This is a genomic window from Micromonospora sp. U56 (assembly GCF_018070095.1).
In the GTDB taxonomy this organism is placed as follows: domain Bacteria; phylum Actinomycetota; class Actinomycetes; order Mycobacteriales; family Micromonosporaceae; genus Micromonospora; species Micromonospora purpureochromogenes.
In genome coordinates this window covers 1-15413 of record NZ_JAGPYL010000140.1, presented here as the reverse complement: position 1 = coordinate 15413, position 15413 = coordinate 1, and the positions used below count along the sequence as shown (strand labels likewise).

The following is a 15413-nucleotide window of genomic DNA, read 5'->3' as shown; positions in this document are numbered from 1 at the left end:
CGACCTCGTCGCCGCCATCGAGGAGTACCTGCGCGTGCACAACGACGACCCGAAGCCGTTCGTGTGGACCGCCACAGCCGAATCGATCCTGGCCAAGGTCCGACGTGGACGAGCGCCCTCCAGCAAGCGGCTAGTCAAAACTGAGACGGAACACTAGCGATGTGCGCTGAGCGACCGATCAAGGCGCAGCGTCGCAGCGCTTGAGGGCCGGAGCGAGTCCGCTCGACCCACGTGACCCAGTCCTGTGCGTTGACCGGTGCATCATCTCGCTTGCCCGGACGGATCTCGACCGACAGGATGCGGGACATGCTCGCCGACCTGTGGCCGCTGTACGGTCTCACCATCGTCACCCCGCACCTGCAACTGCGCCTGCCACGCGAGGAGGAACTGGCTGCGCTAGCCGATCTCGCCGGCCAGGGCGTGCATCGTCCCGGCGAGCGGCCGTTCCTGACCCCGTGGACCGACGGCAGCTATGCGGACCGGGCCCGGTCCGTCCTGCAAGGACACTGGGACCAGCTTGCCTCCTGGGACGTGGCAGCGTGGCAGCTCGGGATGGGCGTCTTCCGGGCGGGCCAGCCGATCGGCAAGGTCACGCTTCGCGCACGGGACTTCCCGGTCGTCAGACAGGTGACGACCTCGGCCTGGCTCGGCATGGATCATCAGGGCAGAGGCTATGGAACGGAAGCCAGAGCCGGACTGCTCACCCTTGCTTTCGATCATCTCGGCGCCACCGCCGCACTGACCGAGGTGTTCCAGGACAACCACTCCTCGCAAGGCGTATCGCGCAAACTCGGCTACGAGCACGACGGGATTTCCGTCGATGCGCGCGACGGTGAGGCCGTCGTCTCCGACCGCCTGCGTTTGACCCTGCAGCGGTGGCGCCAGCACAAGCGGCCAGCCGTGACGGTGGACGGCATGGACGCCTGCCGAGCCTCGTTCGGCCTCTGATCCAGCAGCCGGATCTGCCGCCGACGGCACGCCTCAGCGGCGCAGGGCGGTCTCCCGCAGCATGTGCGACAGCTTCTCGGGATTGCGCACGGCGTAGAGCCCGGTGATGAGGCCGTCGTCGATGCGCACCGCCACAACGGTGTCGAGCTCGCCGGCCTGCCAGAAAATCAGCGCCGGGTAGCCGTTGACCTGCGCCGGCCGCAGCGACGCGGTGTCGGCAAGCCTGCCCAGCCCGGCAACCAGCAGGCGGGCCACCTTGTCGGCCCCCACGATGGGACGCGGGACGGCCTGCTTGACTCCGCCACCGTCACCCACGAGCACGACATCCGGTGCGAGGATGTCGAGCAGGCTCTGCAGATCGCCCGTCTCGGCCGCCCGCCGGAACGCCTCGAGCGCGTCTCGGGTCTCGGCCGCGGAAACGACCCCGCGCGGCCGGCGCGCCGCGACATGTGCCCGTGCCCGGTGCGCGATCTGGCGGACCGCGGCCTGGCTCTTGTCGACGGCTTCGGCGATCTCGTCGTACCCGACGTCGAACACCTCGCGCAGCACGAACACCGCTCGCTCGGTCGGCGTGAGCGTCTCAAGCACCAGCAGCATCGCCATCGAGACGCTGTCGGCCAACTCGACGTCCTCGGCCACGTCGGGCGTAGTGAGCAGCGGCTCGGGCAGCCAGGAACCGACGTAGGACTCCCGGCGGCGGCCGAGCGTACGCAGCCGGCCGAGTGCCTGGCGGGTGGTGATCCGCACAAGGTAGGCGCGCTGATCCCGCACCGCGCCGAGATCGACGCCCGCCCACCGCAACCAGGTCTCCTGCAGCACGTCTTCCGCGTCGGCGGCCGAGCCGAGCATCTCGTAGGCGACGGTGAAGAGCAGGTTGCGGTGGGCGAGGAACGCCTCGGTCGCGAGGTCCTGGCGGTCCTCGCGGCTGCTGCCCCTGCCACGAGAGTCGGGTGCGGTCTGCGACGTGCCGGCCATGGGTGACTCCTGTTCACTCGCGCCTGTGTCACCCACCAGATGCCGGACCCCGCCGTTGTGTGACACAGAGACCCTGTGGCGGGCACCACGTACTCACACCGTCACAGGGATCTGATCGCCGGCATCTCGTGTTCGTCCAGTGCCACACCACGAGGAAGGGCGGAATCATGGACGCTCGCTTCAACATGCTCGACAACGAGATCGCCGTCAAATTCTTCAAGCGGTTCGCCAACGCCAGCCTGGTGATCCATCAGTCGCCGCTGCCGAGCTCCACGCAGGAGCTGGTGTCGCTGCGGGCCAGCCAGATCAACGGCTGCGGCTGGTGCATCGACATGCACACCAAGGAGGCGGCAGCCGCCGGTGAAACCCCGGTTCGGCTCAACCTGGTCGCCGCCTGGCGCGAGTCCACCGTTTTCACCGAGGCCGAGCGGGCCGCGCTGGCGCTCGCCGAGGAGGGCACCCGGCTCGCCGACGCTCACCACGGTGTGTCCGACGAGACCTGGGCCCAGGTGCGCAAGCACTACGACGACGACCAGATCGCCGCGCTGGTCTCCCTGGTCGCCCTGATCAACGCGGCCAACCGGCTCGCGGTGATCGTGCACCAGCAGGGGGGTTCGTACGAGCCCGGCATGTTCGCCGCCGCGTTCAACTGATCGGCGGACGAATCCGGCCCGGCCCGGGATCATTCGAGACTGGGCCGGGCCCGTGCATCGCCCTGGGCGACCTCACCGCCGGCTGAGCGCCGGCCCGGTCACTCCTCCCGGTAGCCGACGATCGCCCGGCCGACACCGAGCAGCGCGGCGGCGACGCGCTGCTGGTCGTCGAGGTACGCCGCGGTCATGACCTGTGTGGAACTACGACGAGCTGGACGCCGATCGATGGGCGCTGCGTCATGTTGAGCTGCGCGGGTCGGACAGGTCTTCTTGGCGGCGGCGTCGCTTGCTGAGGTGCTCACCGCTCGTAACTCCGGGACCGAGGGCGCGGTAGCCGAGTACGAACGCCGATACGGCCCCGTCCAGGTACCAGCGCAGCACCAGCACCGCCTGGGCCAGGCAAGGGCCCGCCGCCCGGCCCGGGTGCCCAATGCGCCCCGCTGCTGGCGCAGCAGTTCGGCGACGAACGCCTTGGTCTCGCGGGGCACGGGAGTGCCGCCTGGTATGTCACAGTGTTTGTCCACGTGAGGCCCCAGGAAGAAGGAAGGGGAGCGCCCCGATGTCAAGCTCAGTGGTGAACTTCATCGCGTTCATCGTCCGTCGCTCCGGTGCGATGAGCGTGACGCCATGCTGATCTACTCGATGAGCGTCTCGGTGGACGGCTTTATCGCCGACCGCGAGGGCGGGTTCGGGTGGACGGCCCCTAGCGAGGAGCTGTTTCGTTTCCACCTCGCGCAGATACGCGAGCTTGGCGGCTATCTGTTGGGTCGCAGGCTTTACGAGACCATGCTGGTGTGGGAGACGGATCCGTCGCTGCGCGACAACGAGCTCAGGGCCGCGTTCGCCGACGTCTGGTGCGCTCTCCCGAAGGTCGTCTTCAGCCCCACGCTCGACAGCGTTCAGGGCAACGCCCGGCTCGCCAAGGCGTCGGTGGCCGATGAGGTCGCTGCGGCGCTCGACGTGACCGACAGGGACGTCTCGATCGGCGGCGCCGGCCTGGCTGCGGCAGCGGTCGAGCTCGGCCTCGTCAACGAGCTGCGCATGTTCCGCTATCCGGTCGTCGTCGGTGGCGGCACGCCCTTTCTGCCGCCCGTCACCGAAGACGTTCCGCTACACCTGGTCGAGACCAGGACGTTCAGCTCGCGCGTGATCTACGAGCGTTACGGCGGCGCCCGCGATGAGTCGGACTGACACCGCTGTCCGAGTCATCAGCGCCTCGCCGGACCGGGTATGAGGACATCCGGCAGAACGGGATGCACGTCCTGCGTCACACCTACGCCTCGGTGCTGCTCGACGCGGGCGCGAGCATCAAGACGTTGTCGGCGTACGTCGGCCACGCCGACCCCGGCTTCACGCTGCGGGGTCTACACCCACCTGTTGCCGCACAGCGAGGACCGGACCCGCCGTGCGATTGACGCAGCCTTCGGCCGCGGCCTGGACGCCTGTGCCGGGCCTGGCCACGGCCTAGGCGGGTGAGCGGAGGGTGTTTGCGCAGCTCATAGCACCTGACGGCGTCACTTGGCGTTGCATTGATCATTGGCGTTAAAAGTGCTCGCTCAAAACCGGGCAAGATACCGCTTGACCTGGTGTTAGTCCTGCCGGTGGCGGTCGGCGTTTGTCACTGTTGGTCTACCTCGGACGGCCTGGATACGGCCTGATCTTGGTGACGGTGGGGCGCGGCCGAGCTTAGCGCGGAGCCTTGGCACGACAACCGGCCCGCCTCGTAGAGCGGCGGGTGGGCCGACGCAATGGCGGAACGCCCGACCCGTCAAGGGTTGGGCGTTCCCCCCGTCGCGAGGCGACTGGTCACTTCTCGTCGTTGGACCGGTCCTCGTCGCGCTTGTCGTCGTGGCGCTCGTCCCGGTCCCGGTCCTCGTCGCGCTTGTCGTCGTGGCGCTCGTCCCGGTCCCGGTCCTCGTCGCGCTTGTCGTCGTGGCGCTCGTCCCGGTCCCGGTCCTCGTCGCCCTTGTCGTCGTGGCGCTCGTCCCGGTCCCGGTCCTCGTCGCCCTTGTCGTCGTGGCGCTCGTCCCGGTCCTCGTGGTCCCGGTCCCAGTTCTTCTTGAGCTCGTTCCAAGCCCGGTCCTCGTCGCCGCTCCACCACGAGTTCCACTGGTCGTCGTCCTCGTCGCGGCCCCGGTTCTCGTCGTCCCGGTCCCGCTTGTCGTCGCTCTTGATCTGGCCGCGGATTTCGCCGTTCGGATACTTCTTGGTGTGCACGTTCACGTACGTGACGCCGGCCTCGATCGCGTCGACGAGTTCGTCGAACTCGCCCGGCTCGATGCCCTGGTCGGCAGGGCCGACCACGTCATCGGGCTTGATGGTCCCCTCGATGGTGGCTGGGGCCTGGGGGCAGGACTGGACGTCGTGCGACGCGCCACCCTTCGCGTCCTTCAGGTTTGAGCAGAGGAAGGCGGCGATGCCGCCGCTCTGGTGCCTCCCTCCGAAGTGGATGTGCGCCTGCTGGACGTCCTGCAGGTCCTCGTAGCTCAGCTCGAACTCGATCTCCTTGTCCCGTTCGTCGATCGTGGCTTTGAACCGGCCGGAGCCGGGCGTCGAGATCGGCTTTGGGTCTTCCTCGAAGCCGCTGAGCTTGGCCCGGACGTTCACCTCCTTGTGGTCCCGCGAGTCGGTCCAGTCCCACGAGTCGCGGGAGTCGTGCGACTCCCGCTTGTCACCCGAGTCGTTCCGGCCGTCGCCCATGGCGGCGGTGCCGATGGCGGTTGCCGCCACCGCTGCGCTGGCCGCCATCGCGACCGCCCAGAGTCGGGTACGTCCCATCACTGCTGCTCCCTTCTACGTGGAGTCCTGAGCCCCGGGATCACCGGCGGACGAACCACTCATGACCGGACTCAGGCAGGCAAAGGTGCCGTGCGCCAGAGGTCGTTGTCGTCGAGACCGTCCAGCACTCGGTTCGATTGGCACCCTTTGCGAAATTGTTCCACGTTCGCGGCAAACATGAGTCGGCTTACCTGATCCGACCGTCAGAGACTCTCGAGAGCTATGGATCAGACTGGGCCCTGTGCGGCCGACCCGGGAGGTTCGACGGGGACGACCACGCTCGATGCGGCGACCGTCGGTGCACGCGCCCGGCGGTACCCCTCCGGCGTGCTCATCCGCCCCGTGGCCGCGATGACGCACGGCGCCCCGTCCCGCGCGACGGGCGTCCCCGACGACCGACACAACGGCATGCAGGTGCTCCGGCACACCTACGCCTCGGTCCTGCTCGACGCCGGCGAGAGCGTCAAGGCCCTCTCGGCGCACCCGGGGCACTCCCACCCGGGCTTAACCCTGCAGATTTACACCCACCTGCTGCCGACCACCGAGGACCGCACCCGCCGCGCCGATCGACCACGCCTCCGCCGACGACCCACAGACCCCGGACGGCCTGGGAACGCCATGATCATGGAACACCGGGCTTCCCCAGGCGCTCCGCCGCAGGTCAGCAGCCTGCACGGAATTACTTGGCGTTGAAGTAGTTCGCCTCCGGGTGGTGCACCACGATCGCGTCCGTCGCCTGCTCCGGCACCAGCTGGAACTCCTCGGACAACTGCACCCCGATGCGCTCCGCGCCCAGCAGCTCCACGATCTTCGCCCGGTCCTCCAGGTCCGGGCAGGCCGGGTAGCCGAACGCGTACCGGCAGCCGCGGTAGTCGGTGCGCAGCAGGCCGGCCAGGTCCGCCGGGTCGTCGTCGGCGACGGTACGGCCACCGGGCAGGGTCAGCTCCGCGCGCACCCGCCGGTGCCAGTACTCGGCGAGCGCCTCGGTGAGCTGCACGGACAGCCCGTGCACCTCCAGGTAGTCGCGATACTCGTTGCCGGCGAACATCTTCGCGGTGTACTCGCTGATCGGCTGCCCGACGGTGACCAGCTGCAACGCCACCACGTCCAGCTGGTCGCCCTTCGGCCGGAAGAAGTCGGCCAGGCAGAGCCGGCGCTCCTGCCGCTGGCGGGGGAAGGAAAACCGGGCCCGCTCGACGCTGGCGTTCTCGTCGAGCACCACCAGGTCGTTGCCCTCGGCGTACGCGGGGAAGTAGCCGTACACCACCGCCGCCTCGAGGACCTTGTCGGCGATCAGCCGGTCCAGCCAGTAGCGCAGCCGGGGCCGGCCCTCGGTCTCCACCAGCTCCTCGTACGACGGGCCCTGGCCGCCCCGGGAGCCGCGCAGCCCCCACTGCCCGAGGAAGGTGGCCCGCTCGTCGAGCAGCGCCGCGTAGTCGGCCAGCGGCACTCCCTTGACCACCCGGGTGCCGAAGAACGGCGGGGTGGGCACCTCCACGTCGGTGGCCACGTCGGAGCGGACCGAGGCGTCGTGCAGCTCGGGCAGCGCCTCGGTGACCATCGTGCGCTGCCGCTCCCGGCGGGCCCGCCGGGCGGCCAGGGCGGCCTCCCGCTCCGGGTCGACGACCGGGGCGCCACCGCGCTTGGCGGTCATCACCCGGTCCATCAGGGACAGCCCCTCGAAGGCGTCGCGGGCGTAGTGCACCTGGCCGGGGAACATCGACCGCAGGTCGTCCTCGACGTACGCGCGGGTGAGCGCGGCCCCGCCGAGCAGCACCGGCCAGCGGTCGGCCACCCCTCGGGTGGCCATCTCGGCCAGGTTCTCCTTCATGATGACGGTGCTCTTGACCAGCAGGCCGGACATCCCGATCGCGTCGGCCCGGTGCTCCTCGGCGGCGTCCAGGATCGCGCTGATCGGCTGCTTGATGCCGATGTTGACGACCTCGTAGCCGTTGTTGGACAGGATGATGTCGACCAGGTTCTTGCCGATGTCGTGGACGTCGCCCCGGACGGTGGCGAGCACGATGCGGCCCTTGCCGCCGTCCTCGGCCGTCTCCATGTGCGGCTCCAGGTAGGCCACCGCGGTCTTCATCACCTCGGCGGACTGCAACACGAACGGCAGCTGCATCTGCCCGGAGCCGAACAGCTCGCCGACGACCTTCATGCCGTCGAGCAGCAGGTCGTTGATGATCGACAGCGGCGACCGGCCACCGGCCATCGCCGCGTCCAGGTCGGCCTCCAGGCCGTTGCGCTCACCGTCGACGATCCGCCGCTTGAGCCGCTCGTCCAGCGGCAGCGCGGCCAGCTCCTCGGCCCGCCCGGCCCGCGCCGAGGCCGCGTCCACGCCCTCGAATGCCTCGATGAACCGCTGCACCGGGTCGTACCCCTCGCGGCGCCGGTCGTAGATCAGGTCCAGCGCCACCTCGCGCTGCTCGTCCGGGATCCGGCTGACCGGCAGGATCTTGCTGGCGTGCACGATGGCGCTGGTCAGGCCGGCCTGCTGGCACTCGTGCAGGAACACCGAGTTGAGGACCTGGCGGGCGGCCGGGTTGAGCCCAAACGAGACGTTGGAGACGCCGAGGGTGAAGTTGACGCCGGGGTAGCGGCGGGAAATCTCCCGGATCGCCTCGATCGTCTCGATGCCGTCGCGCCGGGTCTCCTCCTGCCCGGTGGCGATCGGGAAGGTCAGCGCGTCGATGAGGATGTCGGAGCGGTCCATCCCCCACCGTCCGGTGAGGTCCTCGATCAGGCGGCCCGCGACCCGGACCTTCCACTCGGCGGTCCGCGCCTGCCCCTCCTCGTCGATCAGCAGCGCCACCACGGCGGCGCCGTGCTCCTTGACGACCGGCATCACCCGGGCGTAGCGGGACTCCGGCCCGTCACCGTCCTCGAAGTTCACCGAGTTGACCACGCACCGGCCGCCGAGCATCTCCAGCCCCGCCTCGATCACCGCCGGCTCGGTGGAGTCCAGCATGATCGGCAGGGTGGAGGCGGTCGCGAAGCGCCCGGCCAGCTCGCGCATGTCCTGGGTGCCGTCCCGGCCGACGTAGTCGACGCAGAGGTCGAGCAGGTGTGAGCCGTCCCGGGCCTGGCTGCGGGCGATCTCCACGCACGCCTGCCAGTCGGCGGCGAGCATCGCGTCGCGGAACGCCTTGGAACCGTTGGCGTTGGTCCGCTCCCCCACCATCAGCACCGAGGCGTCCTGCGCGAACGGCACCGGGTGGTAGATCGAGGAGACGCCGGCCTCGTGCCGCGGCTCGCGCGGCGTCGGGTTCGTGCCGTGCAGCCGCTCGGCCAGCACCCGGATGTGCTCCGGGGTGGTGCCGCAGCAGCCACCGACCAGCGAGACGCCGTACTCGGCGACGAACCGCTCCAGCGCGTCGGCCAGCTCCACCGGGGTCAGCGGGAAGTACGCCCCGTCCGCCGTCAGCACCGGCAGGCCGGCGTTCGGCATCACCGACAGCGGGGTCCGCGAGTGCTGGGACAGGTAGCGCAGGTGCTCGCCCATCTCGGCCGGGCCGGTCGAGCAGTTCAGCCCGATCAGGTCCACGCCCAGCGGCTCGATGGCCGCCAGCGCCGCCCCGATCTCGCTGCCCACCAGCATGGTGCCGGTGGTCTCCATCGCCACCTGGCAGATGATCGGCACCTTCCGGCCCAGCTCGGCCATCGCCCGGTGGCAGCCGACCACCGCCGCCTTGACCTGGAGCAGATCCTGCGAGGTCTCGATGATCAGCGCGTCCGAGCCGCCCTCGATCAGGCCGGCGGCGTTCTCCTGGTACGCGTCGCGCAGCGTCGCGTACGCGGTGTGCCCGAGGGTGGGCAGCTTGGTGCCCGGCCCGATCGACCCGAGCACGAACCGGGGCCGCTCCGCGGTGGCGTACGCGTCGACGGCCTCCCGGGCGAGTCGCGCGCCGGCCGCGGAGAGTTCCCGGATCCGCTCCGGGATGTCGTACTCGCCAAGGTTGGCGAGGTTGGCGCCGAAGGTGTTGGTCTCGACGCAGTCGGCCCCGGCGGCCAGGTACGCCTCGTGCACCCCGCGCACCACGTCCGGGCGGGTGACGTTGAGGATCTCGTTGCACCCTTCCAGCCCCTCGAAGTCGTCGAGGGTCAGGTCGGCAGCATGCAACATCGTCCCCATCGCCCCGTCGGCGACGAGGATCCGGTCGGCCAGCACATCCAGCAACGAAGTCCGCACGGGTTCAGGTTAATGCGACGATGCGCCCGTCGGTCAGCAGCCGTAGCCGGTCCCACATTCTGCCAGCGGGAACGCGCATCCCTTTCGTGCCCTTTGGGCGGTCCGCCGGCGTGGCGGACCGGCGCGGCCGACCGGCCGCACCTGGCGCCGCCACGTAGGCTGGCGGACGTGAAGGACATCAGGGACGCCACCGTGCACGGCGGGCGGAGGACCGGGTCGGCGCCCGGCGCCGTCGGCGACGAGCAGGGTGAGGTGACGGCGTGACCGAGTTCGACGGGCTGCCGGTGCTGCGGTCCCCGGTGGCGATCGCCGCCTTCGAGGGCTGGAACGACGCCGCGGACGCCTCCACCGCCGCCGTGGAGCACCTGGAGCAGGTCTGGCAGGCCCGCCCGGTCACCGAGCTGGACCCGGAGGACTTCTACGACTTCCAGGTGAGCCGCCCGACCATCACGATGGCCGAGGGTGAGACCCGGCGGGTCGAGTGGCCCACCACGAAGTTCATGGTGGCCAGCCCGGAGGGCACCGAGCGGGACGTGGTCCTGATCCGGGGCATCGAGCCCAGCATGCGTTGGCGCACCTTCTGCGAGCAGGTGCTGGAGATCTGCCACAGCCTGGAGGTCGAGCGGGTGGTGCTGCTCGGCGCGCTGCTGGCCGACGTGCCGTACACCCGTCCCCTACCGATCAGCGGCAGCGCCTCCGACGCCGAGGCCGCCCAGCGCTACCAGCTCACCCCCACCCGCTACGACGGGCCGACCGGCATCGTGGGGGTGTTGCAGGACGCCTGCACCCGGGCCGAGGTCGACGCGGTGTCGTTCTGGGTGCACGTGCCGCACTACGCCAACAACCCGCCCTGCCCGAAGGCCACCCTGGCCCTGCTGCACCGGGTCGAGGACGTGCTCGACCTGCCGGTGCCAATGGCCGACCTGGCGGAGGAGGCCGCCGAGTGGGAGCAGCGGGTGCGCGGCGCCGCCGAGCAGGACGCCGAGCTCGGTGAGTACGTCCGCGAGCTGGAGGAGCGGGTCGGCGACGCCGGCATCACCCCGTTGACCGGGGACGAGATCGCCCAGGAGTTCGAGAAGTACCTGCGCCGCCGGGGCGGTTCCGCCGGCCCCACGGCCGGTTCCTGGTAACGCCCTTCCCCACCGAGTCACCGGCCCCGGACGTTCGCGTCCGGGGCCGATCTGCGCGTGTCGGGGTGGCGCAGATCACGCCGCGTAGGGCATCCTAGGAACCTAGTGGTATGAGGAGGCGGGTGTGCAGATCAACCCGGGGGCCGCCGAGTTCCCGCACCGGCAGATCGCCGCGCAGCTCAAGACGCAGGTGCGCCGCGGCGACTGGGCGCCGGGCGAGCGGCTGCCGTCCATCCCGGCCATCGCCGAGATGTTCGGCGTGGCGAAGCAGACCGTCCAGCGCGCCGTCGACCAGCTGCGGGTCGAGGGCATCCTGATCACCAAGCCCGGCTCCGGTACGTACGTGCGGGGCACTCGACGCCGGCTCAACCGGCTCTCCCGGGGCCGCTACGGCGGCTTCCGCGGCTACCACACGGACCTGGCCGCCCGGTACCGGCAGCAGCTGGTCTCCGTCGGCCGCTCCCCCGCCCCGCCGGAGGTCGCCGACGCCTTCGGGGTGCCCGACGGCACCGACCTGCTCTGCCGCCGGCACCTGGTACGCACCGAGGACTCGCCGGTGGAGGTGGGCGCCTCCTGGTTCCTCCCGGCCGACACCGCGGGCACCTCGCTGGAGCGGGCCGAGGCGTTCGGCCGCCCGCTCTACCAGGAGGCCGAGGAGGCCACCGGTCGCCGGTACGTCTCGGCCACCGACACGATCAGCGCCCGCCAGCCCAGCCGGGAAGAGGCGGAGACCCTGCAGATCCGGCCGGACACCCCGGTGCTGCACCTGCTGCACGTCGCCTACGACGAGCAGCGCAAGCCGATCGAGGTCGCCCAGGCCACCTGGCCCGGCCCGATGACCACCCTCACCGAGGAGTACAGGATCCCCGCACCCACCCCGGACCAGGACCCCGACCCCGGCCTGGTACTCGGCTGACCCCTTCCGTACCCCGGTGTCACCGCCCGACCCTCATGATCCAGTCGCATCCACCGACACGACACGCCGTGGACGGTGTCGGTGGATGCGACTGGATCATGGGGCTGCGACCCGAGGCGGCCGCCGCCGGCCGAGGCTCAGAGGCGGATGCCGAGGAGGGCGTCGACGGTGTCGGCGAAGAGGGCCGGCCCCTGCGGGTCGTCGCCGGCACCGGCCAGGGCGCGGTCGGCCCAGTCGTCGGCCAGCGCCAGGGCGCCGGGGCTGTCGAGGTCGTCGGCGAGCCGGGCGCGTACCCCGGCCAGGAAGTCCGCCCCGGACGGCCCGGCGGGCGCGGCGGCGGCCCGCCGCCAGCGGTCCAGGCGCGCCTGCGCGGTGTGGAGCAGGTCGTCGGACCAGGCGCGGTCGGCGCGGTAGTGCCCGGACATCAGGCCCAGCCGCACCGCCATCGGGTCGACCTTGTCGGCCCGCAGCCGGGAGACGAAGACCAGGTTGCCCTTCGACTTCGACATCTTCTCGCCGTCCAGGCCGATCATGCCGGCATGCACGTAGTGGGCGGCGAAGGGCGCCTGGCCGGTGAGCCGCTCGGCGTGCGCGGCGGAGCACTCGTGGTGCGGGAAGAGCAGGTCGTTGCCGCCGCCCTGCACGTCGATCCGGTCACCGAGCAGGTTCAGCGCGATCACCGCGCACTCGATGTGCCAGCCGGGGCGGCCGGCGCCCAGCTCACCACCGGGCCAGGACGGCTCGCCCTCGCGGGCGCCGCGCCACAGCAGCGGGTCGAGCGGGTCGCGCTTGCCGGCCCGGTCCGGGTCGCCGCCGCGCTCCGGGAAGATCTCCAGCATCTGCTCACGGGTCAGGTTCGACTCGTAGCCGAACTCCGGGGCGGCGCTGACGTCGAAGTAGATGTCGCCGGTGCCGTCGTCGAGCCGGTACGCGGCGCCGTCCTTGAGCAGGACGAGGACCTTCTCGGCGATGTCCGGGATCGACTCCACCGCGCCGACGTAGTGCGCCGGCGGGATGATCCGCAGCGCCTCCATGTCCTCCCGGAACAGCGCGGTCTCCCGCATGGCCAGGACCTTCCAGTCCTCGCCGTCGCGCGCCGCGCGCTCCAGCAGCGGGTCGTCGATGTCGGTGACGTTCTGCACGTACCGCACGGTCAGGCCCGCGTCGCGCCACATCCGCTGCACCAGGTCGAACGTGATCATGGTGGCGGCATGGCCGAGGTGGGTGGCGTCGTACGGGGTGATGCCGCAGACGTACATGGTCGCCGCGCCGTCGGGGCGGCTGGGGTGGAGGCCGCGCCGCGCCGAGTCGTACAAGCCCAGTGGCCCGCCGCCGCCCGGCAGCCGTGGCACCTCGTGTCCCGCCCAAGACTCCATGACCATCAGCCTAACGAGCCGTCAGGCGGCGGGCAGGCGCCCCACGGGTGATCAACGTGACAGCGACTCACATGGGGGGCCAGGGCATCGCCGGCCAGTCCTGCGGGGGCTGCGGGTAGCACCCGGTCTCGCGCAGCCGGTCGATCCGCGCCGCCAGCTCGGCGATCTCCCCGATCGTCAGGTGGTCGGACAGCTCCTCGCCCAGCTCACCGGCGACCTGGCCGGCCAACGTGTCGAGCATCTCCACCGCGTCCGGCGGGAGTTGCCGGCCGGCCCAGCCCCAGAGCACCGTGCGCAGCTTCTCCTCTACGTGGAAGCAGACGCCGTGGTCGACGCCGTAGAGGCGGTCGTCCGGGCCCACCAGCACGTGGCCACCCTTGCGGTCGGCGTTGTTCAGCACCGCGTCGAGCACCGCCAGCCGGGCCAGCCGCGGGTCGTCGGCGTGCGCCAGGGCGTACGCGGCGCCGTCGTCGTCGCGGGCCGCGGCGACCGGGAACCAGCGCGGCGGCACCGCCTCGGCGGGTACGAAGCCGACCAGCGGCTCCGCGTCGTCCGGCTCGTCGATCCAGAGCTGGCAGGAACCGGGGCCGAACGGGCCGTCGCGGAACACGGTCGGCGGCACCAGGTCCCAGCCGGTGGCCCGGGAGACCAGGTAGGCGGCGACCTCCCGGCCGGCCAGGGTGCCGTCGGGGAAGTCCCAGAGCGGCCGCTCGCCGCGCACCGGCTTGTAGACGCAGCGGGCCGTCCGCCCGCCCAGGGTCAGGATCCCGCGCAGGGTGGTGTTGGAGGCGTCGACCAGCCGCCCCTCCAGGGCGAGCTCACCGTCGCGCAGCAGCCGGAGCGCCGCGCTGCCGTGCTGGCGGGGCTGCAACTCCGACGACGTCACCGGTGGTAACCGTTGTGCCGCGGGCAGAGGTGCCCGGCGGGGTCGAGCGGCTGGCCACAGAGCGGGCAGGGCGGGCGGCCGGCGTTGACCACCCGGCGGGCCCGCTCGATGAACTCGCGGGTCGCCTCGGGGGTCAGCCGCACCCGGAGCCGGTCGAGATCCTCGTCCGGTTCCTCGACGTCGTCCTCGTCGTCGTCCTCCTCGTCGCCCAGCTCGACCTCGACCTCCGCCTCGCCGGCGGCGATCGCCTCGATCACCACGGTCGCGCTGTCGACGTCGAAGGCCAGGCCGAGGGTGCCGACCCGGAACTCCTCGTCGACCGGGGTGTCCAGCGGGTCGTTGTCGCCGACGAGGGTGGGCGCGGCCTCGGGCAGGTCGACGCCGAACCGGCGCTGGGCCTCGGCGAGCAGCTCCTCCAGCTTCTCGGCGAGCAGGGACACCTGCACCTTCTCCAGCGCGACGCTGACCAGCCGGCCACCGCCGCGCGCCTGGAGGAAGAACGTCCGCTCCCCCGGCGGCCCGACGGTCCCGGCGACGAACCGCTCCGGCGGCTCGAAGGCGTGCACCTGGTGGGTCATACCCACGACCCTATCCGGCACACGGAGGCGTCGCGCACCGCACCGAGGGTGGTTCAGCCGAGGGCGAAACGCCCGCAGCCGCTCGCGCCGCGCCGGGCGTGGCGGGTCCCCCTCACCCGGCCGCCCCCGCGCCGCCGCCGACCGCGGCGTCCGAGTCGGTCGGCCGGGTCGCCCGCCGGCGCCGCTTGCGCGGCGGCGGCACCAGCCCGCCGAGGTCACCGCCGGTGTCGTTGAGCCGGACCAGGAAGGGCCGCAGCGGCGTGTAGCGGATCGCGGTGACCGACGCCGGGTCCGCGACGATGCGCTGGAAGAGATCCAGGTGTACGCCGAGCGCGTCCGCCACGATGGCCTTGATCACATCGCCGTGGCTGCACGCCAGCCAGACCGCCTCCGGCCCGTGCTCGGCGGTGACGGCGGCGTCCCAGGTGCGCACCGCGGCGACCGCCCGCGCCGCCATCGCCGCCATCGACTCGCCCCCGGGGAAGACCACCGCGCTCGGGTGCTGCTGCACCACCGGCCAGAGCGGCTCCCTGGCCAGCTTCTTCAACGGCTGCCCCTCCCAGGCGCCGTAGCCGCACTCAATCAGGCCCTCCTCGACCACCGGCTGCACCTGCGGCAACGCCAGCTCCAGGGTCTGCCGGCAGCGGATCAGCGGGCTGGTCACCACGGTGGCCAGGGGCAGGGCGCGCAGCCGCTCGCCGACTGCGGTGGCCTGGGCCCGGCCGGTGTCGTCCAGCTCGACCGGCTGGCGGCCGGCCAGCCCGCCGTCGGCGTTCGCCGTCGTCCGGCCGTGTCGCAGAAGCAGAAGGGTCGCCACGACACCACCCTAGGGCCTGGGTCGAAGTCCTCGGTCGAGCCGAGGCGGAGTCCAGGCGGCGATCCGGCAAGGCGGAGATGCGTCCGGATACCGGTGTTGTATCCGGACGCATCTCCAACGCGGCCGGTCGTCGTCTGGGCCCGCCGCAGGCCGGCCAGGGA

Annotated in this window: 13 protein-coding genes; 6 read left to right on the top strand and 7 right to left on the bottom strand. The window is 71.4% G+C overall.

Annotation, left to right across the window (positions count from 1 at the left end; genetic code table 11):
* Positions 1-306: 306 nt before the first annotated feature.
* Positions 307-948, top strand: coding sequence for a GNAT family N-acetyltransferase (locus tag KBX37_RS29805; RefSeq protein WP_210779208.1), 642 nt, complete (start codon positions 307-309; stop codon positions 946-948).
* Positions 949-981: 33 nt separating this feature from the next.
* Here the strand turns inward: KBX37_RS29805 and KBX37_RS29800 are convergent, their stop codons facing one another.
* A complete protein-coding gene (locus tag KBX37_RS29800) occupies positions 982-1923 on the bottom strand; it encodes an RNA polymerase sigma-70 factor (protein WP_210779207.1) in 942 nt (313 codons plus the stop codon).
* A 167-nt stretch (positions 1924-2090) separates the two neighbouring features.
* Between KBX37_RS29800 and KBX37_RS29795 the strand changes: the two genes are divergently transcribed.
* The 3 genes from KBX37_RS29795 to KBX37_RS29785 all read left to right on the top strand — a co-directional run bounded on the left by KBX37_RS29795 (position 2091) and on the right by KBX37_RS29785 (position 3991).
* Positions 2091-2576, top strand: coding sequence for a carboxymuconolactone decarboxylase family protein (locus KBX37_RS29795; protein ID WP_210779206.1), 486 nt, complete (start codon positions 2091-2093; stop codon positions 2574-2576).
* 627 nt (positions 2577-3203) lie between these two features.
* A complete protein-coding gene (locus KBX37_RS29790; RefSeq protein WP_210779205.1) occupies positions 3204-3767 on the top strand; it encodes a dihydrofolate reductase family protein in 564 nt (187 codons plus the stop codon).
* 62 nt (positions 3768-3829) lie between these two features.
* On the top strand, positions 3830-3991 hold the full coding sequence (locus tag KBX37_RS29785; protein WP_247659256.1) for a hypothetical protein: 162 nt from the start codon (positions 3830-3832) through the stop codon (positions 3989-3991).
* 391 nt (positions 3992-4382) lie between these two features.
* Here KBX37_RS29785 and KBX37_RS29780 read toward each other — a convergent pair whose 3' ends face one another.
* Together KBX37_RS29780 and metH are read right to left on the bottom strand one after the other, a co-directional pair.
* Positions 4383-5354, bottom strand: coding sequence for a CHRD domain-containing protein (locus tag KBX37_RS29780; protein ID WP_210779204.1), 972 nt, complete (start codon positions 5352-5354; stop codon positions 4383-4385).
* A gap of 679 nt (positions 5355-6033) precedes the next feature.
* Positions 6034-9549 (bottom strand): methionine synthase, encoded by a 3516-nt coding sequence (gene metH / locus KBX37_RS29775; protein WP_210779203.1) that lies wholly within the window; start codon positions 9547-9549, stop codon positions 6034-6036.
* Positions 9550-9809: 260 nt separating this feature from the next.
* Between metH and KBX37_RS29770 the strand changes: the two genes are divergently transcribed.
* Complete coding sequence (locus KBX37_RS29770) at positions 9810-10679, top strand: PAC2 family protein (RefSeq protein WP_154937452.1); 870 nt, start codon at positions 9810-9812, stop codon at positions 10677-10679.
* A gap of 124 nt (positions 10680-10803) precedes the next feature.
* Positions 10804-11595 carry a GntR family transcriptional regulator gene (locus KBX37_RS29765; RefSeq protein ID WP_210779202.1) on the top strand — a complete coding sequence of 264 codons (792 nt, stop codon included), beginning with the start codon at positions 10804-10806 and terminating at the stop codon, positions 11593-11595.
* Positions 11596-11732: 137 nt separating this feature from the next.
* Here the strand turns inward: KBX37_RS29765 and mshC are convergent, their stop codons facing one another.
* From mshC to KBX37_RS29745, 4 genes are all read right to left on the bottom strand, one after another.
* On the bottom strand, positions 11733-12971 hold the full coding sequence (gene mshC / locus KBX37_RS29760; RefSeq protein WP_210779201.1) for a cysteine--1-D-myo-inosityl 2-amino-2-deoxy-alpha-D-glucopyranoside ligase: 1239 nt from the start codon (positions 12969-12971) through the stop codon (positions 11733-11735).
* A 67-nt stretch (positions 12972-13038) separates the two neighbouring features.
* Positions 13039-13857 (bottom strand): SCO1664 family protein, encoded by an 819-nt coding sequence (locus KBX37_RS29755; protein ID WP_210779200.1) that lies wholly within the window; start codon positions 13855-13857, stop codon positions 13039-13041.
* Complete coding sequence (locus tag KBX37_RS29750; RefSeq protein WP_088962352.1) at positions 13854-14435, bottom strand: DUF3090 domain-containing protein; 582 nt, start codon at positions 14433-14435, stop codon at positions 13854-13856. Before KBX37_RS29750 ends, KBX37_RS29755 begins: the two co-directional genes overlap by 4 nt.
* Positions 14436-14547: 112 nt before the next feature.
* A complete protein-coding gene (locus KBX37_RS29745) occupies positions 14548-15252 on the bottom strand; it encodes an MSMEG_4193 family putative phosphomutase (protein WP_210779199.1) in 705 nt (234 codons plus the stop codon).
* Positions 15253-15413: the final 161 nt, after the last annotated feature.

Excerpts from the sequence above, each read along its gene's own strand:
- KBX37_RS29805 (WP_210779208.1), top strand. The coding sequence starts at position 307 with ATGCTCGCCGACCTGTGGCCGCTGTACGGTCTCACCATCGTCACCCCG.
- KBX37_RS29800 (WP_210779207.1), bottom strand. The coding sequence starts at position 1,923 with ATGGCCGGCACGTCGCAGACCGCACCCGACTCTCGTGGCAGGGGCAGC.
- KBX37_RS29795 (WP_210779206.1), top strand. The coding sequence starts at position 2,091 with ATGGACGCTCGCTTCAACATGCTCGACAACGAGATCGCCGTCAAATTC.
- KBX37_RS29790 (WP_210779205.1), top strand. The coding sequence starts at position 3,204 with ATGCTGATCTACTCGATGAGCGTCTCGGTGGACGGCTTTATCGCCGAC.
- KBX37_RS29785 (WP_247659256.1), top strand. The coding sequence starts at position 3,830 with ATGCACGTCCTGCGTCACACCTACGCCTCGGTGCTGCTCGACGCGGGC.
- KBX37_RS29780 (WP_210779204.1), bottom strand. The coding sequence starts at position 5,354 with ATGGGACGTACCCGACTCTGGGCGGTCGCGATGGCGGCCAGCGCAGCG.
- mshC (WP_210779201.1), bottom strand. The coding sequence starts at position 12,971 with ATGGAGTCTTGGGCGGGACACGAGGTGCCACGGCTGCCGGGCGGCGGC.
- KBX37_RS29750 (WP_088962352.1), bottom strand. The coding sequence starts at position 14,435 with ATGACCCACCAGGTGCACGCCTTCGAGCCGCCGGAGCGGTTCGTCGCC.